This is a genomic window from Nonomuraea cypriaca (assembly GCF_015645445.1).
Classification (GTDB): domain Bacteria; phylum Actinomycetota; class Actinomycetes; order Streptosporangiales; family Streptosporangiaceae; genus Nonomuraea; species Nonomuraea cypriaca.
The window spans coordinates 1-18,597 of sequence record NZ_JADOGI010000203.1 but is presented as its reverse complement, the minus strand read 5'-3'; the positions used below and the strand labels follow the sequence as shown (position 1 = coordinate 18,597).

General features: G+C 69.2%; 19 protein-coding genes and 3 pseudogenes. 15 read left to right on the top strand and 7 right to left on the bottom strand.

From position 1 onward, the window contains the following. Positions 1 to 42 precede the first annotated feature (42 nt). Positions 43 to 1,524, bottom strand: coding sequence for a Mu transposase C-terminal domain-containing protein (locus ITP53_RS42870; RefSeq protein ID WP_268961344.1), 1,482 nt, complete (start codon positions 1,522 to 1,524; stop codon positions 43 to 45). 183 nt (positions 1,525 to 1,707) lie between these two features. Next, positions 1,708 to 2,292, bottom strand: a complete 585-nt coding sequence (locus ITP53_RS42865) for a recombinase family protein (RefSeq protein ID WP_195901206.1) — start codon at positions 2,290 to 2,292, stop codon at positions 1,708 to 1,710. 163 nt (positions 2,293 to 2,455) lie between these two features. Between ITP53_RS42865 and ITP53_RS42860 the strand changes: the two genes are divergently transcribed. The 7 genes and pseudogenes from ITP53_RS42860 (at position 2,456) to ITP53_RS42830 (ending at position 5,907) form a co-directional block, all read left to right on the top strand. Next, entirely contained in the window at positions 2,456 to 2,722 is a 267-nt protein-coding gene (locus tag ITP53_RS42860; protein WP_195901205.1) for a hypothetical protein, read from the top strand. Positions 2,723 to 2,753: 31 nt separating this feature from the next. After that, positions 2,754 to 3,131, top strand: coding sequence for a DUF2089 domain-containing protein (locus ITP53_RS42855; protein WP_206062394.1), 378 nt, complete (start codon positions 2,754 to 2,756; stop codon positions 3,129 to 3,131). Then, positions 3,128 to 3,388 (top strand): hypothetical protein, encoded by a 261-nt coding sequence (locus ITP53_RS42850; protein ID WP_195901204.1) that lies wholly within the window; start codon positions 3,128 to 3,130, stop codon positions 3,386 to 3,388. Before ITP53_RS42855 ends, ITP53_RS42850 begins: the two co-directional genes overlap by 4 nt. Before the next feature lie 9 nt (positions 3,389 to 3,397). Beyond that, entirely contained in the window at positions 3,398 to 3,811 is a 414-nt protein-coding gene (locus ITP53_RS42845; protein ID WP_195901203.1) for an SHOCT-like domain-containing protein, read from the top strand. 91 nt (positions 3,812 to 3,902) lie between these two features. Further along, positions 3,903 to 4,052 (top strand): annotated as a pseudogene (locus ITP53_RS42840) (PadR family transcriptional regulator); the annotation flags it as partial. Between the two features lie 99 nt (positions 4,053 to 4,151). After that, on the top strand, positions 4,152 to 5,336 hold the full coding sequence (locus ITP53_RS42835; protein WP_328817592.1) for a serine hydrolase domain-containing protein: 1,185 nt from the start codon (positions 4,152 to 4,154) through the stop codon (positions 5,334 to 5,336). Positions 5,337 to 5,349: 13 nt separating this feature from the next. Then, on the top strand, positions 5,350 to 5,907 hold the full coding sequence (locus tag ITP53_RS42830; protein ID WP_195901202.1) for a DUF1707 SHOCT-like domain-containing protein: 558 nt from the start codon (positions 5,350 to 5,352) through the stop codon (positions 5,905 to 5,907). Positions 5,908 to 6,377: 470 nt separating this feature from the next. Here the strand turns inward: ITP53_RS42830 and ITP53_RS61495 are convergent. Together ITP53_RS61495 and ITP53_RS42820 are read right to left on the bottom strand one after the other, a co-directional pair. Further along, positions 6,378 to 6,431 (bottom strand): annotated as a pseudogene (locus ITP53_RS61495) (hypothetical protein); the annotation flags it as partial. A gap of 248 nt (positions 6,432 to 6,679) precedes the next feature. Continuing rightward, a complete protein-coding gene (locus tag ITP53_RS42820; protein ID WP_195901201.1) occupies positions 6,680 to 7,804 on the bottom strand; it encodes a recombinase family protein in 1,125 nt (374 codons plus the stop codon). A gap of 50 nt (positions 7,805 to 7,854) precedes the next feature. Here ITP53_RS42820 and ITP53_RS42815 point away from each other — a divergent pair, with 50 nt between their 5' ends. The 5 genes from ITP53_RS42815 to ITP53_RS42795 all read left to right on the top strand — a co-directional run bounded on the left by ITP53_RS42815 (position 7,855) and on the right by ITP53_RS42795 (position 11,877). Beyond that, positions 7,855 to 8,286, top strand: coding sequence for an aldo/keto reductase (locus ITP53_RS42815; RefSeq protein WP_328817585.1), 432 nt, complete (start codon positions 7,855 to 7,857; stop codon positions 8,284 to 8,286). Between the two features lie 327 nt (positions 8,287 to 8,613). Next, positions 8,614 to 9,570, top strand: a complete 957-nt coding sequence (locus ITP53_RS42810) for a D-alanine--D-alanine ligase family protein (protein WP_195901210.1) — start codon at positions 8,614 to 8,616, stop codon at positions 9,568 to 9,570. After that, positions 9,567 to 10,946, top strand: coding sequence for a UDP-N-acetylmuramoyl-tripeptide--D-alanyl-D-alanine ligase (locus ITP53_RS42805; RefSeq protein ID WP_195901200.1), 1,380 nt, complete (start codon positions 9,567 to 9,569; stop codon positions 10,944 to 10,946). Before ITP53_RS42810 ends, ITP53_RS42805 begins: the two co-directional genes overlap by 4 nt. Beyond that, the gene (locus ITP53_RS59755; protein ID WP_195901209.1) at positions 10,919 to 11,113 is read left to right on the top strand and encodes a helix-turn-helix domain-containing protein; all 195 of its coding nucleotides are present in this window, start codon (positions 10,919 to 10,921) and stop codon (positions 11,111 to 11,113) included. The genes ITP53_RS42805 and ITP53_RS59755 overlap by 28 nt, the downstream gene beginning before the upstream one ends. Before the next feature lie 71 nt (positions 11,114 to 11,184). Then, positions 11,185 to 11,877, top strand: a complete 693-nt coding sequence (locus ITP53_RS42795; RefSeq protein ID WP_195901199.1) for an aspartate/glutamate racemase family protein — start codon at positions 11,185 to 11,187, stop codon at positions 11,875 to 11,877. A gap of 73 nt (positions 11,878 to 11,950) precedes the next feature. Here ITP53_RS42795 and ITP53_RS42790 read toward each other — a convergent pair whose 3' ends face one another. Next, positions 11,951 to 14,017, bottom strand: coding sequence for an ATP-binding protein (locus tag ITP53_RS42790; RefSeq protein ID WP_195901198.1), 2,067 nt, complete (start codon positions 14,015 to 14,017; stop codon positions 11,951 to 11,953). Positions 14,018 to 14,155: 138 nt separating this feature from the next. Next, positions 14,156 to 14,728, bottom strand: a complete 573-nt coding sequence (gene vanY-N / locus ITP53_RS42785) for a D,D-peptidase/D,D-carboxypeptidase VanY-N (RefSeq protein WP_195901197.1) — start codon at positions 14,726 to 14,728, stop codon at positions 14,156 to 14,158. 191 nt (positions 14,729 to 14,919) lie between these two features. On the opposite strand from vanY-N, the gene ITP53_RS42780 reads away from it, so the two are divergent. The 3 genes from ITP53_RS42780 to ITP53_RS42770 are packed head-to-tail and all read left to right on the top strand — an operon-like array spanning position 14,920 to position 17,502. After that, complete coding sequence (locus ITP53_RS42780) at positions 14,920 to 15,594, top strand: response regulator (RefSeq protein WP_195901196.1); 675 nt, start codon at positions 14,920 to 14,922, stop codon at positions 15,592 to 15,594. A 7-nt stretch (positions 15,595 to 15,601) separates the two neighbouring features. Further along, entirely contained in the window at positions 15,602 to 17,029 is a 1,428-nt protein-coding gene (locus ITP53_RS42775) for an ATP-binding protein (RefSeq protein WP_195901195.1), read from the top strand. Next, entirely contained in the window at positions 17,026 to 17,502 is a 477-nt protein-coding gene (locus ITP53_RS42770; protein ID WP_207757229.1) for a hypothetical protein, read from the top strand. Before ITP53_RS42775 ends, ITP53_RS42770 begins: the two co-directional genes overlap by 4 nt. Before the next feature lie 277 nt (positions 17,503 to 17,779). Here the strand turns inward: ITP53_RS42770 and ITP53_RS42765 are convergent. After that, positions 17,780 to 18,469, bottom strand: a pseudogene (locus tag ITP53_RS42765) (IS701 family transposase); the annotation flags it as partial. Between the last annotated feature and the right edge of the window lie 128 nt (positions 18,470 to 18,597).

The following is an 18,597-nucleotide window of genomic DNA, read 5'->3' as shown; positions in this document are numbered from 1 at the left end:
CGGGCTCATCCACGCCGGGTGTCTTTCCGGCCGGAGCGCCGCTCACTCATTCCAGTAGCGTTTGAGTCGCGGACCGTCACCAGGGGTAGGAGTGTCGCCTGCGTCGTGGGTGGTGGTGGCCTGGTCGGAGGTGGTCCACTGGCGCAGCCCGGTCGTGGCCGGGTAGGCGGCGGGCAGCGGTTCGTCGTGCAGGGCCAGCAGGGTGTCGACAACGGTGCTGCGGGTGGCGAGCCGGCCGCGCAGATGTTTGCGGCGGGCGTTGCGCGCGGCGGTGATCTCTTTGAGGCTGACGGTCTCGCCGGACAGTTCCGGGCAGATCGCCCGGCATAGGAAGGTGTCGTCGGTGCCGTCGGGGTGGCGCAGGTAGACGCGGATCTCGGTGATGTCGCGGGGGTCGTAGCGGATGGTGACCTGTTCGGCGACGTAGTCGGCCAGGACCGGGTCGATGTAGCGCAGGGCCAGGAACTGGATGCCGTCGGTGTGCACCTTGCGCGGTTTGGCGACGGTGCACAGCAGCAGGTCCAGCTGCTCCAGGGAGTCGGGCATGCGGGGGATGAACGCGCCGGCCTCCCACCGGGCCTGGGGCGGGAGGCGGGTTTCCGAGTGCGGTCGCAGGTTGTAGACCTCGCGGATGAACTGGCCGATCGCGGCGTCGAGCCCGGCGAGGGTCAGCTGGGCTTGGGCGGCGCGGTCCTTGCTGCCCTTGGGGGCGTAGCCGGGCAGGGGGGCCAGGCACATCTGGTTCATGGTCTCCATGAACCGTTCGATCTTGCCGTGGCCGTGCGGCTGGCCCTTCTTGCTGAACATCGGCCGCACGCGCAGGTCGGCCATCACCTGTTCCAGGTGAGAGGAGGTGAAGTCACTGCCGTGGTCGAGGTGGAACACCTCGGGGATGCCGCACACGCGCCACAGCGGCTCGGTCTTGCGCCAGATCGCCTGCCGGAAGGCCAGCGCGGTGGACAGCGCCGAGGGTGCTTCCAGGTTGACCGCGTACCCGGCGATCGCGCGGGAGTGGTCGTCCTCGATGGCGGTCAGCCACGGCCGGGCCGGCCGGCCCTTGGGGTCCACGACCCACAGGTCCAGCTCGGTGTGGTCGGCCTGCCAGATCTGGTTCGGCTTGGATGCCTCCCTGCGATGCACCAGCTCATACACCTCCCGGTAGCGTTTGGCGCCCTCCACCCCGAGCGCGACGAGCGCCGGATCAAGGTTTCGGACGATCTCGTGCACGGTGGAGTATCCGGGGACCGGCCACCCCTGCGCGGTGGCGACGCTGACGGCCTGCCGGTGAATCACCGCGACGCTCCTGCGGGGCGGCCGCAGCGCCAGGCCCTCGATCAGCAGCCGCAACGGCTCAGGCATCCGCGCCCGGCCACGGTCCGAGCGCGGCCGGCGCACCAGCCCGGCCAGGCCGCCGGCCTGGAAGGCGGCACGCCAGCGGCGCAACGTCCGCTCGGGGACCCCGCAGGACTCGGCCACCTGGGCCAGCGGGACATCGTCTTCGAGGTGGGCCGCAGCAGCCGCCAGCGCTCGATCGCCTCTAGGCGCTGAGCGTCGCTGAAGCCCGTCAGCGGGGCGGGGTCCCCGTCCTGTGCGGCTGCTTCCATCAACCGTCCCTCCTGACCGGCCATGACCTCACTGCGCCGGCCCCGTCCGGAGTGTTCCCGCTCCGCTCACGAAACTCTCCGACAGTAAGGGGGAGTTATGCGCTCATGCGCTCTGCTGGGCTTTCGCCCGGTCCAGGACCCGGTAGACGGTCGCGCGGCCGACGGTGAAGACCTCCATCAGGTCCGTGATGCTGTACTCGCCGGAGGAGTGCATGCGCACCAGCTCGGCCTGCTGGCGGGCCGACAGCTTGGGCTGCTTGCCCTTGAGCTTGCCCTTGGAGCGGGCGATCGCCATGCCCTCACGAGTGCGCATCTTCAGCAGATCGGCCTCGAACTCGGCGAAGACCGCCAGCATGTTGAAGAACATCTTCGACATGGGGTCGGCGGGGTCGTAGATGGTGCCGCCGAGCGAGAGGCGGATGCCGCGGGCGAGCAGGGTGTCGCCGATGTCGCGGGCGTCGGGGACCGAGCGGGCGAGGCGGTCGAGTTTGGGGACGACCAAGGTGTCACCGGCGCGTACGGCTGCCAGGGCCTGGTCAAGGCCGGGGCGGCTGCGGTTGGTTCCGGTCAGGCCCTTGTCGAGGTAGATCCGGTCGTCGGCGACGCCGAGGGACGCGAGGATCTCGCGCTGGGCGGTGAGGTCTTGCAGGACGGTCGAGCATCTGGCGTAGCCGATCAGTTCTCCCACTCGGGAAGCGTACCGTTTAGCCCCCCTTCACCGGACAGTTTCGCGGACTGGTCTAACGAGACGAAGTTTCCGCTGGTCACGTCCTCGCCGATCGGCTGCGCGGCGTGTCTCGTTGAGGGTTCCCCTAACGGACACGTTTTCTACGGGTGGGCCGAAGGCAGATGTGCTCGTCGTCGACCCGGTCGGGAAGGAACGACGCCGGGATGCCCTGTCTGATCATGAAGAGCCGTTGGTGTTCGACGGCCTCGTAGCTCTCTCCCTCGAAGAAGTCGCCGATCATTTCGCCGACTGGCTCAAGAAGGTGCATCCGGGGGAGCGCCGCCGCCTGTTCGTCCCGTTGCTGCGGGAGCTGGCCACCGGCCGGCACCGGGAGCCCACTTCCCCGCTACGGACGGCTATGTCATTAGGAAAATCAAGATCTATATATTGAAAATTAAGTTCTGAGTCGGTATATCTTAAATATGGCAGATCAGGCGATGGACTGGCAGGAGCTGACGAACTTGACCCGGGGTCGGCCGTTCGTCGTCGAGCGGGTGCGGTTGGCCGACAGCGGCGTCGCGATCGAGGGTGAGTTCGAGCTGCCGCAACTGGCTCAGCTCAGCGTCGAGGACCAGGTCTTCGTCACGGCGTTTGTACGGTGCCACGGCTCGATCAAGCAGATGGAGCGGATCTTCGGCGTGAGCTACCCGACGATCAAGTCGCGGCTGAACCGGATCGCGCAGGTGCTCGACTTCGTCGAGACCGATCCCGCGCCGTCGCGGTCCGACACCATCGACCGGTTGCGCCGCAGCGAGATCACCGCGCGGCAGGCGCTGGCCGAATTGGAGGGGCGCGCATGATGCCGCAGCTGGTGACCGTACGGGTCCAACGCCCGGACGGTCGCCCCATTCGGCTGTGGGTCCCGGTGCTCCCCGCGGTGCTCCTGCTGTCACCGCTCGTGGCCTTGGCCGCCCTGGGGGGAGTCGTGGCCTGCGTCATCTACAGCATCGATGTGGTGCGGGCATTCAACACCGCCCGCCGCATCGTTTGCGCGTTGCCCGGCACTCGCGTCGACATCGCGCAGGGCCGTACGGCCGTGCTCGTCACCATCCGATGAGAGGTTCCGATGAACGAACAGCGCAGGGACATCCTTGACATGCTGGCCGAGGGCAAGATCACCGCAGATGAGGCGGAGCGGCTCATCACCGCACTCGAAAGAACCCAGCCACCCGCATCGGCTGAGCCGGCCGTACGGCCGAAGTACCTGCGGGTGGTGATGGAGATCAACGATGAGGGCGAGTCCGGGCGGCTCAACGTGCGGATACCGCTGCAACTGCTGCGGGCCGGTGTGCAGCTCGCGGCCTTGGTCCCACCGAAGGCGCTGGATCGGGCCAACGCCGAGCTCGACAAGGCGGGCGTGCCGCTGGACCTGAAGCAGCTCAAGCCCGAGCAGCTTGAGGCGCTCGTGGAGCACCTCGACGAGGCGATCGTGGAGATGGACATGGAGCCTGACGGCCACCTGCGCGTCTTCTGCGAGTAGTCGTACTGCTAACGCCCCACTTGGCTAGCTACTCTGTGGTGCTATATAGTGGTACTCGGTACTACAAAGTACCAGGAGCCGAAGCCCCCCGATGGACGACCTGACGGAGATGCTGAAGGGCACGCTTGAGGGTTGCGTGCTCGAAATCATCGGCGGCGAGGAGACCTACGGGTACGCCATCACGCGCCGGCTGAACGACCTCGGCTTCGCCGACGTCGTCGAGGGGACGGTTTCAAGGATCTCGCGCACCTACGCGGACGTCTATCGAGAATCCATCGGAAGGGCATCAGAATGACAGCCGACGATTTCGAGCACGGTGTAGAGGAAGGCTGGGGAGAACATCGCCGACGCGTTCCGCGCGAACTTCGAGGACCCCGGCGAGGTGGGCGCGGCGTGCTGCGTCTACGTGGGCGGCCGCCCCGTCGCCAATCTGTGGGGCGGCTTGGCCGATCGCGAGGCGAACCGGCCGTGGAGCGAAGACACGATCGTCCATGTCGCCTCCACCACCAAAGGCGCCACCGCGATCTGCGCCCACATGCTGGCACAGCGCGGCGAGCTGGATCTGGACACCCCGGTGGCCAGGTACTGGCCGGAGTTCGCCGCCAACGGCAAGGACCAGATCAAAGTGCGCTGGCTGCTGTCCCACCATGCCGGTCTCCCGCTCGTCGACGGACCGCTGACGTTCGAGCAGGCGTGCGCATGGCACCCGGTCATCCGCGCGATCGAGGCGCAGAAGCCGCTGTGGCAGCCGGGCACCGAGCACGTCTACCACGCCGTCACCTACGGCTTTCTGGTCGGCGAGGTCGTGCGCCGGATCACCGGCAAGTCACTCGGCACCTTCTTCGCTGAGGAGGTGGCCGCCCCGCTCGGGCTCAGCGCCTGGATCGGACTGCCCGAGAAACACGAGAAACGGGTGTCCAAGCTCCACTTCGCCGCTCCGTTCAGCGTGGAGGAGCTGCTCGCCGGGATGATCGCGGCTACCGGGCTCGATGAGGACACCGTCACCGCCTGGGTCGAATCCATGTGGAGCCCAGGCTCGATCCAGATGCGCGCCGCTGAGCTCGGCGGCGCGTTGGACAACACCTCCGGGGAGTACATGTTGTCGCGTGCCTGGCGCGCGTCGGAGCTCCCGGCCGCCAACATGATCGCGGACGCGCACTCGCTGGCGCGGATGTACGCCGCCACGGTCAGCGACGTCGACGGGATCCGGCTGCTCGATCCGCCAACGGTCGAGCGGATGACAGTCGTCCAGACCGACAAGACGCGGATGTACGGCCTGCCGCCGGGCCTGAACATCCCGGCCGACCGCTCCTTCAACATGTCCCTGGGATTTTGGCGACCCGGCCCAATGACGCCGATGGTCGGGCCGGGATCGTTCGGCCACCCGGGCTCCGGCGGATCGATCGCCCTCGGCGACCCCGATGCCGGTGTCGGCTTCTGCTATGTCACCAACCTCTGGAACTTCCGGCCAGACGACCCGCGGGCCTCGAACCTGGGCAAGGCTGTCCGATCCTGCCTTGGTTGAGACAGGAGGCCTGATGCCGACCGATCCGTCCAGCTCACCCGCGCTGCGCGCGTCCGACGCGGAACGCGATCAGACCATCGCAGTGCTGCACGACGCCGTCGCCGACGGCCGGCTCGACCCGGCCGAGTTCGACGAGCGGGTCGACGCGGCGCTGGCCTCTCGCACCGTTGATGCGCTGAGCTCGCTCGTCACCGACCTGATCGGCGCGCCCACCGAGCTGCTCACCATCAAGGAGCGGCACGGCCACGTGCGCCGTGACGGCCCCTGGAGGCTGCCGCACCGGCTCGCGCTGCGCACCGCATGGAGCGCCGTGCTGCTGGACCTGACTCGCGCCGTGCGCAGCGGGCCCGATCTGGTCATCGAGATGCGGGTGAGCGGCGGCACTGTTGAGTTGGTCCTCGCGCCCGGCATGGTGGTAGACGCCAACGACCTGTCAGTACGGCACGGCGCCCTGGACATCAGCAGCGACGCCGGCGATGACACACCCGAGACGCTGCGCATCCACCTGGCGGGCCGGATGCGGCACGGCAGCATCGTCACCCGATGGCAGGCCCCACCGGCGACCCGCTGATCCAGGGCGGCCGCGGGCCTACTCCTGGGCGCTATCAGCGCGGCGCGTACGCCGGGTTCGACGCAAGCGCGGAAGGCGGCGTCGAGTTGCGCGGGCGTGGCGGTGGTCTCGCCGTCCACCCAGGAGCGCAGCAGCGCCATGAATGCCCCCACCACGCCGACCACCAGCAGGTCGAGCGAGGCCGAAGCGCGCCCGCCTGCATCCAGCAGCTCCTTCCTGACCACGGCGGACAGCAGTTGCTCGCCACGCGCGTACACCAGGCCGCCGCCGCGCCGCCCCAGCAGCGCCCGTATGAGCTGCCACCGCTCGTGCACGTGCTCAAGCACCGGCAGGCTGAAGGCGAACAGCTCGCTCGCCCTCCCGGCCGGCTCGGGGTGGAGGAAGCCGAGCTCGTCGAGGTTGCTGAACAGCGCGTCCTGCTTGTCGGTGAAGCGGGAGTAGAAGGTGGAGCGGCCCACGTCCGCGCGGTCGATGATGTCGGTGACGGTGACCGCGTCGTAGCCCTTCTCCAGGATCAGCGTCACGAGCGCCTCCTGGATGGTCCGCCGTCAGTGGCGAGATGAGGACGCTCGGAGGCAGGTGGGCGGCACAGGTACCTCTCCAACTGTTTGACCAGCTGATCAGCGGTTACCTTGATCCGCGGCCCGTTACTGCCGTATTCCGGTGGCACCCGGTTATGGACCGGCGAAGGTGGCCGCGTTGATGGCGACGTGCGGGGTCGAGGCGAAGCGACGCGTCGGCGGACTTGAGGAGGCGCAGCGCGAGCGGCTGCTCACAGCGTTTGCGGGGTAGTTCCTGATCCTCCGCCTGGGTCGGGCCGGTGGTCAGGATGCAGGACCTGGTCCTGCAGACGCTGTCGAAGCTCGGCTTCCTCGGGCGTGAGCGGATCGTCCGGGCGTCGGATGCGGGCTCGGCGGGGGCGAGGGATGTCGTCGGCGTCGTGGAGGCCGGCGAAGTCGGCGTGCGCCTGGGCGACGGCTTCGGGGTAGGCCTCCTGCTTCTCGTGCTCGGCGAGCGCGCGGTAGATGCTCGCGACGCTGGGGGCCTGGCCCTTGCGCTTGCCGGTGGCGATGATCAGGTCGGGCTGGATCTGCTCGACCGACTCGCCGTTCGCGCGGCGCCGGAGCACGGTGTGCAGCATGTCCTCGGTGATGACAGGTGGCCGGCCGCCGTGCTTGCCCTTGCGGGCCGCCGCGTCGAGCCCTTCGAGAGCCGATTCCCGGATGTTCTCCCGCTCGGTCTCGGCCATCGCCGCGAAGAACGCGAACAGCAGACGGCCGGGCCCGCTGGGGTCGTACATGCCGGGCAGCGGTCCGGCGAGCATCTCCAGGACCAGGCCGTGGGCGGTCAGATGGTCAGCGAGCGCGGTCAGTTCGGCGGCGTCGCGGCCGAGGCGCTTCATCTCATACACGGTGAAGATGACCCGGGAGTGCGGGGCGTGGGCCTTGATCTGGCGGGCCAGCGCGAGCGCGGCCTCGAACTGGGGCCTCACGCGCACGCGGGTGCTGATCTTCTCGGAGAACACCTTGTCGCGACCGATGCCGTGCTTGGCGAGGGCGTCCAGCTGCGACTGGAGTTCCTGGGTGAGGGTCGAACAGCGTGCGTACCCGATGCGGATGTCGGCAGTCGGGGTGTCCGGCGCGAGGGCGAGCGGGACCGGGGTGCCCGGCCGCCACGGTTGGCCCGGCCCGCGGTCGGCGGGGGTGGGCACGCGCAGGAGTTTGGCGAGCCGGGGCACCTTGGTGAAGCGGCCGGTGTGGTAGGTGCCAGCGACCGCGCCGGAGCGTGCGCGGCACGGCGAGCCGGGGCCGGCCGTGCAGCGCGGGCAGGGGTGGCGCTCGACAGCATTGGCATCGCGGTCGGCGTCGGGTGGGGAAGCCTCTTGAGGGACTGTCATGACCGCGGATGATGTCACAAACGATTCTCAGAAGTACCCCGAACCCATCTATGCGTGAGGTCGAGCTGCAGCAGCGGGGCCTGATCCGGCACCTCGGCGTAAGCAACGCGACAGCGGAGCAGGTCTCGGAAGCCCAGGCGATCGCGCCGATCGTGAGCGTGCAGAACATGTACAACCTCGCCTACCGCCACGACGACGAGCTCATCGACCGGCTCGCCGCCGAGAACGTCGCATACGTACCGTTCTTCCCGCTCGGCGGCTTCAGCCCACTTCAGTCCGAGGCGCTATCGGCAGTGGCGACACGATTGAACGCCACGGCGATCTCAGTCGCGTTGGCGTGGTTGCTGCAGCGGTCGCCGAACATCTTGCTGATCGCGGGGACCTCGTCCGTGAGGCACCTGCGGGAGAACGTCGTCGGCGCCGGTCTTTCGCTCAGCGGCGAGGACGTCGCCGAACCGGAAAAAATCAGCGGCCAGGCCTAGCGAGGAGATCGCCGCTGTCGAGCTGTCCAGCGGGGACGACCGGCTCGCCCTGCATATGGGACTCAAGGTCGCCGTCCCCGTGACGGCCGGCGCGAGCGCGGGCACGGCCGCCGGGCGCGGCACGATCAGCATCACTCGGGCAGAGGGCTGGAGCGTCCGGAATCGACTCAGGCGCGGCACACCGCGGGTGCGCTTTGGTCAGGAACTGGACAGCGAACGGCCTGCGAACTGGACAGGCGAAGAGCCGACACTCGGCAGGCCCTGCGACGGTGAACACCGTGCCGCCGGCGGTGCTGTCTCCGTGCCACTGAGGAAGGCTGATTGATCGTGACTGAACGCGTACGCGTGGCTGTGCTGGCGGGTGGGCCGTCCGCCGAGCATGAGGTGTCGCTGCAGTCGGCGCAGGCTGTGCTCGATGCTCTGCCGAGGGATCTGTACGAGCCCGTCGCCGTCATCATCGACCGGCAGGGCAGGTGGCCGGTGGAGCTGCGACGCGATCTGGCGGACGTGGTCTTCCCTGTGCTGCACGGGCCGTTCGGCGAGGACGGCGTCGTCCAGGGTCACCTGGAGACGCTGGGCATCCCGTACGTGGGCTGCGGCGTCATGGCCTCTGCCGTGGCCATGAACAAGGTCGCGATGCGGCGCACGTTCCTGGCGGAGGGCATTCCGGTCACCCCGCATGTGTGGTTCACCGAGCACGAATGGCGCACCACCACCGACTACTGGGGTCTGGTGAAGTCGCTCGACTGGCCGATGTACGTCAAACCGGCCAACATGGGCTCCTCCATCGGCATCTCACGTGTCACCTCCATGGAGGAGCTGCGCGCGGGCGTGGATCTGGCGCTGGCCTACGACCGGGTGGTCATCGTCGAGCAGGGCGTGACCGCGCGCGAGGTCATCTGCGGCGTGCTCGGCGGCTATGACACTCCGGATGCTTCGGTGCCCGGCGAGCTCATCGTGCCCAGCGACTGGCTCGACTATGAGGCCAAGTACCTCAGCCAGGCCGAGATCGCCATCATCCCTGCCGTGCTGCCAGAACGGGTGGCCGAGGACGTGCGTGAGCTGGCCCTGCGCGCCTTCCGGGCGATCGGTGGCTACGGCCTGTCCCGTGTCGACTTCCTCTATGAGAAGGACACGGGACGCCTGTACGTGCTGGAGATCAACACCATGCCCGGCTTCACCTCCCGTTCCGTCTACGCCAGGGCCTGGGCCGCAAGCGGTGTCCCGTACCCGGACCTGCTGCGCCGCCTCATCGACCTCGCGTTCGCCAGGAGCGGCTCATGATCCCCATGACGCTGAACAAGATCGCGCAGGTTGTCGGCGCAAGGCTGTATGACGTGCGCGACCCGCAGGCGCTGGTGACGGCGCCCTCGGCGGTCGACTCCCGCGAGGTGGTGCCTGGCGGCCTGTTCGCCGCGACGGTCGGCGCCCGCGTTGACGGTCACGACTACGCGGCCGGCGCCATCGCGGGCGGCGCCGTCGCCGTGCTGGCCTCAAGGCCCGTCGGCGTGCCCGCCCTCGTGGTCGAGGACGTCCAGCTCGCGATCGGCCTGCTGGCCAGGCACCTGCTCGAACACATCAGCCCGACCGTGATCGGCCTGACCGGCTCCGTGGGCAAGACCACGACCAAGGACCTGCTGGCCCAGGTGCTCGAACGGCACGCCGCGACGGTCGCCACCGACAGGTCGTTCAACAACGAGCTCGGGCTGCCGCTCACCGTGCTGCGCGCCGATGCCACCACCCGATACCTGGTACTGGAAATGGGTGCAGGCCGGAAGGGCGACCTGACGTACCTGACCGGGCTCGCACCGCCCCAGCTCGGGCTGGTGCTCAATGTCGGCACCGCACATGTGGAGCGTATGGGAGTCGGGCCGGCCGACGTGGCCGAGGCCAAAGGCGAGCTGGTCGAGGCACTTCCGGCCGACGGGTTCGCACTGCTCAACGCCGACGACCCGTACGTCATGGGCATGGCCGGCCGCAGCAGGGCCCAGATCCTGTTGTACGGCGGGTCGGCGGAGGCGCAGGTGCGAGCCGAAGATGTGCGGATGGCCGACCGCGCGCGAACCGCGTTCGAGTTGGTGACGCCCTCAGGCCGCGCCCCGGTCGAGCTCGACCTCATAGGCGAGCACCAGGTGAGCAACGCCCTGGCCGCCGCCGCCGTCGCCACCGCACTCGGCCTGGGCGTCGCCGAGATCGCCGATGGGCTGAACGCCGCACGGCGGCGCTCCGCGGGCCGGCTGGAGATCGTCGAACGACCTGACGGCATCACCATCGTCGACGACACCTACAACGCCAACCCCGAATCCATGCGGGCCGGGCTGCGGGCGGTGAAGGCCCTGGCCGGCACCCGGCGTACCGTCGCCGTGCTCGGCGCGATGGGGCAGCAGGCGGACGCCTCCCGCGCCCGGCACGCGGAGATGGGCCGGCTCGTCGCCGACCTCCGCTTCGACGTGCTGATCGCGGTCGGAGCAGGGGATCCGCTCGCGATGGCGGAGGCAGCGGAGTCCTCGAACCAGGGCGTGGCCGTCCACACCGCCGAAGACGTGGCCGGGGCCCTCAGGCTGGCCACCGCGCTTCTCGAACCGGGAGACGTGGTGTTCGTCAAGGCGTCCAGCGAGATCGGGCTCGGTGCCTGCGCCCGTACGCTGGCCGGCGCCTGACCGTTGGCGCATCGCCGAAAGGCCCGTACAGCCAGGTCTACCGGCTGGTCGCCGAACGGCCGGAACGGCTGAATCTGCGCATGCTGATGGCCCTGCCGGACATTCTCGACTGCACGACAGAGGACCTGATCGAGCCGGTCCAGAGCACGGACGGCCCGGACGGCTGAACAGTTTTTGGTCTGCTGAATGAGCAGGCACTCTGTCTAGCCTGCCGCACAAGCTGACGAAACGGAGTTCCATGCGCACTATCGGTCTCATCGGCGGGTTGAGCTGGGAATCGACGGTGATCTACTACCAGATCATCAACCAGCGGGTACGCGAGCGACTCGGCGGCAGCCATTCCGCCAACAGCCTCATCTGGTCGGTCGACTACACGACCGTCGAGGACCTCATCTTCGCCGATCGCTGGGACGAGGTGAGTACGCTGCTGACCGGTGCGGGCAGGAAACTGGAGGATCTCGGCGCCGACCTCCTGCTCATCTGCAGCAACACCTTCAGCCGGGTGAGCGACGACGTGGAGCGGGCCGTGAGCGTGCCCGTGCTGCACATCGCCGACGCCCTGGGCGCCGAGATCGGCGCCAGGGGCATGCGCAAGGTCGGTCTGCTGGGCACGCGCTTCACCATGGAGGAGTCCTTCTACCGGGATCGGCTGGCCGCCCACGGCTTCGACGTGGTCGTCCCGCGGCGTGAGCAACGGGAACTGGTCCATCGCGTGATCTTCGACGAACTGGTGCGCGGGGTGCTCCGGGAATCGTCCAGGGACGCGTACGCCCAGATCATCGATGATTTCGCAGACGACGGCGCTGAAGGCGTCATCCTCGGCTGCACGGAGATCGAGCTGCTGATCAGTGAGAAGGACAGCGCCATCCCGGTGCTGCCGAGCGCTCGACTGCACGCGGAGGCGGCGGCCGGCTTCGCGCTTGCCGACTGACGCGGCGCGATGGCGCGGCGGGTGTTCGCCCTTCATGTACCGCGTACGCACCGCGCCGGCACGATGTGGCGGCTCAGGTGGATCGGTTCGCCGGTGCGTTGGTGCCGTACAGCTCCCGGTGCCACAGGTCGGCGCAGACACGTTCGATGCCGGCCGTCAGATGGCGGCGGTAGGTGGTGAAAGGGAGACCGAGTCGTTCGGCGGACAGCTCCTGGGTGGGCGTGCCGCGGAGGAACGTGACGGACAGCGCCCGGTGGAACTTGACCGAGCGCGGATCCTCACGCAGGTCGTCGATCGCCTGGCGGAGCAGGTCACTCAGTGCCGTGGCCGGGTTCTGCCCGGCCCGCTCGGCGATCAGCCTGGTGCGTGTCAGCGGGGAAGCGGCCAGCGCGTCCAGCCGCGACACCTGGCGCAACGCCTTGCGAACCGCCTCGGCGAACTCCGCCTGGGACAGCACCGCCAGTTTCGCAGTAGCGGCGCTCGGGCCGCCGGCGGGCCCCGCGACGAGCGGTTGGTTCATCCGCTCCAGCCACGCCTGCGCCGGCACCGCGCGCCAGTCATGAACGAACAGGGTGTACGCGTCATCCCCCAGCCGTGGCTGCTCGGAGATGTCACGCATCCCGTAATGCCGCCGTACGTGCTCCACCCACGCTTGGTTCGGATGCCGTATCTCGATATATGACCATGCCATCCGCTCGGACCGCAAACAATTGCCGATCACTCGCCACTGGATCACATCCATCACCGTCGAGTTCCCGCGATACGGCGGCAGCACCCATAGCCGGCTGACCGCCAAATGTTCACCGGCGCGCAACGGCGTGGTGGCACGCGCATGCGCCCACGCCATGGCCACGATGGGATCGGCCGTCAGCTCTTCCTCGTCGAGTTCCGCCAGACGCAACCACGCGGAGAAAGCCACGGGCTCGCCGGTTTCGGTCCGCCGATACACACGGAACGCCTCCGGCTGACGTTCCGCCCAGAAGGCGGCGCAACCCGCGGACGCCGCACCCTCCGCTGCCGTCGCCACCCTGAGCAACGTGCCGACGTCCTCGTCGCGCAACACCTCTTCCTGGAACTCGCCCTCGTCGTGGCGGCCGTGGAAATCGGCCGACGCCCTGTTGCCGCGATGCAGGTAGAGCAGGGCCGCCACCGCGCCGAGCACGTCCACATCGCTCGCCGTGCGCACCCTCTCCGCCAGATGCGCATGAATGCGGTCGTGCATCACCGCGTACCCCTCGGGATCCCGCCACCGCAGGTCCGCCTCCAGCACCTCCCGCACCACGTCATGCGGAAACAGCCCGAGGCTGCTCCACTCCACGAACGGCAACCGGCGCAACCACCTGAACAACGTCCCGGCGTCCTCCGGCAAGGCCGCTCGCAGCAGGTCTTCCGTCGTCATGTACGCATGCGCGCAGATCTCCAGAGCATGCCGATGCGCCGCCGAAGGCAACTCGCCCACCAACTGATCCAGCAACGTGGCCACCACGTCCTGATTCGGCATCCACCGCCTGCCGGCTCCGCCGTCCTTCACCGCCACGGCCGCCCCCAGCAGCAGCGCCAGCGGATGGCCGCCGGCGAAGGCCAGCAGCGGCTCGCGCAACTCGGCCGAAACCCCGGAGGAGTCCATCAGGGCCTGCGCCTCTCCGGCCCGCAGGTCGCGCAGCGGCAGCACCTCCAGCGCCCCCGCCCATCCCGGATCCGCCTGCCACCGCATATCCGGCGGGTTTCGCCCCGCGATCACCACCAGCGCCCCCATGGGCACCCGCGGCAGGAACCGCTCGCGCAGCCATCCCTCCAAGCCCTGAATTCGTTCGAAGTTGTCAACCAGCAGCACCGCGTCCGCATCGCGAAGCACCAGCTCGGCCTCAGCCCCGGACGCCGCCGGCGACGGCTCCAACATGCGCCCGTCCACCATGGACACCGGCCGCCCCGCCACCTCGGCCTCGTGAGCGAACCGCCGCAACAAGGCCGACTTCCCGATGCCGCCGGGACCGTGCACGTACAGAACGCTGCAGCCGCCGCCGTACAACGCCGCGTTGAAAACCGCGAGCTCTTCCTCCCGCCCCACGAACGCCATCTCGCGCGCTGCCTGCAGGCGCCATCCCAGCGATCCGGACTTGTTGCTACTCCCCGACGACATACCGCTAACCCCTCTCCGAACGCCCGGTCGATACCGCTGCCGAATGCCTGGGCCGAACCCTTGGGCGCGCTGGTCGTTCTCGGGCGCAAACCCGTCAACGTCCCCAAATCGCACACATGGGTGGACCCCGGACCTGGGCTACATCTGGCCCCCGTTCTCGATGACGTAGCCCACGCCGGGGTGGGGTCGTCGTCGTGGTGGCGTGCCGCCACATTCTGGGCGGTACTCGAAGTGCCACCACTCGTTGTCGTACATGCGGTAGAGGTCGTAGCGGGCACCGTGTTCCTCGAGCCAGCGCGCGCCTTCGTGGGGGCGCACGTCCAGCGCGATGCCCCTGACGTGGCTGGATTCCGCCGGTGGCAGCACGAGCATTCGTGCCGAGGACGGGGAGCCGGAGCGGCGCACCTCCTCGTCGAACATCCGTTGCTGGACAAGGGGATCGCGGTATCCCGAGGTGAGGCCGATGAGCTGGCCGCGACGCCAGAGCGCCTCGGTGCGCGCCGCGGTGAACGCCGACATAGCGCCGTCGGTGAGCCCGGTGAGGTCCTCGGCGGGGAATCGCATCCGCAACGCCCAGCCGCAGGCCAGTTCGCGGGCGCGGCCGGGATGGCGGACGAACGCCGCCGGCAGCAGCAGCACGGCGAGCACCAGCGTGACCGCGGCGTACAGCCGATCTCGGGGCCGAGGTGGGATGGTGCGTGGTCCGTTCATGACGAACTACGATTAGCGACGAATGTGCGTGCGTTGTCCGCCGCATGTCACCGTTTCTCGACGGCGGCGACCGTCGGCGCGACTGTGACACAACCATGACATGGCGCGGACGAGGCGGGGACACGGCCGGCCGACAGTGGATGGGGTTGACCGGGGGGCGAGTTACGGAGCGTGCTGTGAAACTCGGCGGCGTGTCGCGAGTGTTGTTGATCGAGGATGACCCGGCCGTGCGGGAGGGCCTTGAGCTGGCCCTGACCCGGCATGGGCACCGGGTGCGCGCGGTGGAGTCCGGCGAGGAGGGGCTGGACCGGCTGCGTACGGACCTTCCCGACGTCGTCGTGCTCGATCTGATGTTGCCTGGCATGGACGGGTTCGAGGTCTGCCGCCGCATCCGGGCCGCCAGGGAGGTACCGATCATCATGCTGACCGCGCGCGGCGACGACATCGACGTGGTGGCCGGGTTGGAGGCGGGCGCCGACGACTACGTGGTCAAGCCGGTGCAGCCCAGGGTGCTCGAGGCACGCATTCGCGCGGTGCTCCGGCGCATCGGCCGGGACCAGGCGGAGCTGGAACGGCACGGGGACCTGACCATCGATCGGGCCGGGCTGGTGGTCGCCAACCGCGGCGTGCCGGTCAGCCTCGCCCCGACCGAGCTGCGCCTGCTGCTCGAGCTCTCCGGCACGCCGGGCCGGGTGCACAGCCGCCAGCAGCTGCTGGAGTCCGTGTGGGAGCAGGGGTATTTCGGCGACTCGCGTCTCGTGGACGCGTGCGTGCAGCGGTTGCGCGCGAAGATCGAGGACGACTCGGCGGCGCCCGTCTACGTGCAGACGGTGCGTGGGTTCGGGTACCGGTTCGGGCCGGTGTGAGCCGCCGGTGACACCTTGGAGCCTGGGGCTGCGTGCCCGGCTGTTGTTCGCGTTCACACTGCTGTGTGTGGTCACCGCGGCGGCGGTGGCCGGCGGGGACTACGTCCAGGCCCGCACCGCCATCCTGCAGCGCGCCCAGGACGCCGCGGTGCAGGCGATGAGAAGCCGTCTGGAGACGGTCTTCCCGTTGCGGAGTCCGGCGCCGGGCCCGGCTGAGCTCGGTGAGATCGCCCGCGCCGTGGCCGAACGGAACAACTTCGCGGTCGCCATCTACCACGAGGCGCACTCGCCGGGCCGCCTGGATCCCGGGATGATTCCGCCGGCGCTGCGGCGGACGGTGGCCGGCGGCGTCGTCGCGTGGCAACGCGTGGTGTGGCAGGACGCGCCCTTCCTGATCATCGGCGCGCCGTTGCTGATCGCCGAGCGGGACCGGACGACGCGGTTGTCCGGCATCGAGGTCTACACCGTGCGCAGCCTGCTTCCCGAACAGCGCAGCATCGACGAGCTCGCCGCACGCGCCTGGCTCACCGGCGGGGCGGCCCTGGCGTTCGCGGTGGTCCTCGCGTTGCTGGCCACCCGTGGCGTGCTGCGCCCGGTGCGCGAGCTCGGCCGGGCGGCACGCCTGCTGGGCGAGGGCGAGCTGCGGACCAGGATCGCGGTCAGCGGCTCCGACGAGCTGGCCGACGTGGCACGCACGTTCAACAACACCGCCGCGGAGCTGGAACGGCACGTCAAGCAGCTGCGCGAGATGGAGGCCGACGCCCGCCGGTTCGTGGCCGACGTGTCCCACGAGCTGCGCACCCCGCTGGCCGCGCTCGCCGCGGTCGCCGACGTCCTCGACGAGGAGGCGGCCCAGCTGCCCGAGCCCGCCGGCAGGGCCGCCAGGCTGGTCAGCCAGGAGACGCTCAACCTCACCGGGCTGGTGAACGACCTCATCGAGATCAGCAGGTTCGACTCCGGCGTCGCGGCCCTCGCGCTGAACGAGGTCGACGTGGCCGAGCTGGTGCGCGCGACCCTGCGTACCCGGGGCTGGTCGGAGCCGGTGCACACCGAGCTGCCACCCGCGGTGACGGCACGGCTGGACCCGCGCCGGGTGGACGTCATCCTCGCGAATCTGGTCGGCAACGCCCTGCGGCACGGCGAGCCACCGGTGTCGGTACGGCTGTCCGCCGACCCGCACTGGATCGCTCTCGAGGTCCGCGACCACGGACCGGGGCTGGACGAAGCGGTGCTGCCGCACGTGTTCGACCGCTTCTACAAGGCCAACGCGGCCAGGGCCAGGTCCGAGGGCAGTGGCCTCGGCCTCGCCATCGCGCGGGAGAACGCGCGCCTGCACCGAGGCGACCTCACCGTCACCAACGCCCCGGACGGCGGCGCCATGTTCACGCTTCGCCTGCCACGCCGGGCACACGATCCGGACGGAGGCCCCGAGTGAGGACCGGGCTCGCCCGCCGCGTGCTCGCCGCGGGCCTCGTATCGCTCGTCGCCGTGGCCGGCTGCGGCGTGCGACCCAGTGACGTCATCCCCGCCGGCGACCCACCGAGCGGAGCCGTCGCACCAACCACGATCCTCTACCTGGTCAAGAACGGCCGACTCAGCGCGGTAACGCGGCCCAGTGGTCGTCCACTGTTCAAAGCGGACACCCTCGCGCTGCTCGCAGCCGGACCCACCGCGAGGGAACAGGCGCTCGGATTCACCACCGACGTCCCGCCCGAAGCCGGCCCGTTCTCGGTGACCGCCAAGCCCGGCCACTTGGTGGTGATCCTGTCCACTCCGGCCGGCGAACTGTCCACACTGGCCGTCGAGCAGATCGTGTGCACGGCCGCCGCCACGGCGCCGGAAAGCCCTGCCCAGGTCACCGTCGTCGGTGCTGGGCAGGACGTCGGCCCCCGGACCTGCCAGGGGTAACGGAAGCGACCTATCCTCTCCTTTGGACAGATCGCCGGAGCTTGTCACCTAGAGTGATGCCCCTAGTCGTTAGCTCGCCGTGACTCTGGGAGATCCCTGCGTCGGTGGGGGTCTGGCGGTAGCCTGCCGGGCTCGGTGACAGGCGCGGGCAACGGCTTGGTGGCGACGTCTCCAGCGGGACCAGGCCAGCGCGTGCTGTAGCCGTGCGCTGGGGCTGGGCAAGGGCGTGACCGCGAGGAGGAGGCGACGGATCTCGTAGGTGGAGTACCCCACCGGCTCAACGCGGCTGGAGAGCGTGGGGGTGCTGGTGGTAGACGGGGCGAGAACCCCCTGTGTGGGTGGTGGTGCCGTCGCCGTCGCAGTGGAGATCGCCCTCGGTCACGGCGGTGATGGCCTGTTGGACGGCGAGGAACGCGGCGGCTAACTGGGCCAGGGTGATGTGCCGGTACCAGCCGTGGTAGGTACGAACCTCGTAGTCGGCCAGGCCGCAGGCGGATTTGCCGAGCTTGATGGCTTCTTCTCCCCGCCACCGGGCGCCGGGTACGAGAACCAGTTCCTCGATGGGTGTGTCAGGTGGCCCCCAGGCCAGGTAGTAGTCGCGCTCAGCCGGGCTCTCGGGGCGACGTCGAGCGATCACCCAGCGGGCCCAGCAGCCGGGGTCGGCGGCGGACTGCCGGTCATCCGCGCCGATACCGGCTTCCGGGTCGGGCAGGCGGCGGACCCACCACTGCCAGATACGGGTGTCCAGTTGGGACGGCCCGGCCGGCAGGCTCAACCAGTCGCTCTCCTCGGCGATCCGGTCGACGAGGCGGGCCACGTGCCGAAAACCCGGCCGATCCAGCACTTTCTGGTTGGCCTGGATGGTCACCGCGTAGGGCAGGCCACGCTCTTCCAGGTAGGAGCGGAAGGCGCCGTCACGGCCGTAGACCTCATCGGCGGCCAGCCACACCTGGCCGGGCGGCAGATCGCCTGCGTTCGACGTAATTCCGGCCATCTAGAGACGGTGATGGGATGAAGGTGCAGGTCAACGGGTTAGATCGAGCTTATGGCGATGGAATGGCCTAGAGACGCGGTCAGTGGTCAACGGTGTGCATA

Excerpts from the sequence above, each read along its gene's own strand:
- ITP53_RS42855 (WP_206062394.1), top strand. The coding sequence starts at position 2,754 with ATGGCAGATCAGGCGATGGACTGGCAGGAGCTGACGAACTTGACCCGG.
- ITP53_RS42850 (WP_195901204.1), top strand. The coding sequence starts at position 3,128 with ATGATGCCGCAGCTGGTGACCGTACGGGTCCAACGCCCGGACGGTCGC.
- ITP53_RS42845 (WP_195901203.1), top strand. The coding sequence starts at position 3,398 with ATGAACGAACAGCGCAGGGACATCCTTGACATGCTGGCCGAGGGCAAG.
- ITP53_RS42830 (WP_195901202.1), top strand. The coding sequence starts at position 5,350 with ATGCCGACCGATCCGTCCAGCTCACCCGCGCTGCGCGCGTCCGACGCG.
- ITP53_RS42820 (WP_195901201.1), bottom strand. The coding sequence starts at position 7,804 with ATGACAGTCCCTCAAGAGGCTTCCCCACCCGACGCCGACCGCGATGCC.
- ITP53_RS42815 (WP_328817585.1), top strand. The coding sequence starts at position 7,855 with ATGCGTGAGGTCGAGCTGCAGCAGCGGGGCCTGATCCGGCACCTCGGC.
- ITP53_RS42805 (WP_195901200.1), top strand. The coding sequence starts at position 9,567 with ATGATCCCCATGACGCTGAACAAGATCGCGCAGGTTGTCGGCGCAAGG.
- ITP53_RS42795 (WP_195901199.1), top strand. The coding sequence starts at position 11,185 with ATGCGCACTATCGGTCTCATCGGCGGGTTGAGCTGGGAATCGACGGTG.
- ITP53_RS42790 (WP_195901198.1), bottom strand. The coding sequence starts at position 14,017 with ATGTCGTCGGGGAGTAGCAACAAGTCCGGATCGCTGGGATGGCGCCTG.
- vanY-N (WP_195901197.1), bottom strand. The coding sequence starts at position 14,728 with ATGAACGGACCACGCACCATCCCACCTCGGCCCCGAGATCGGCTGTAC.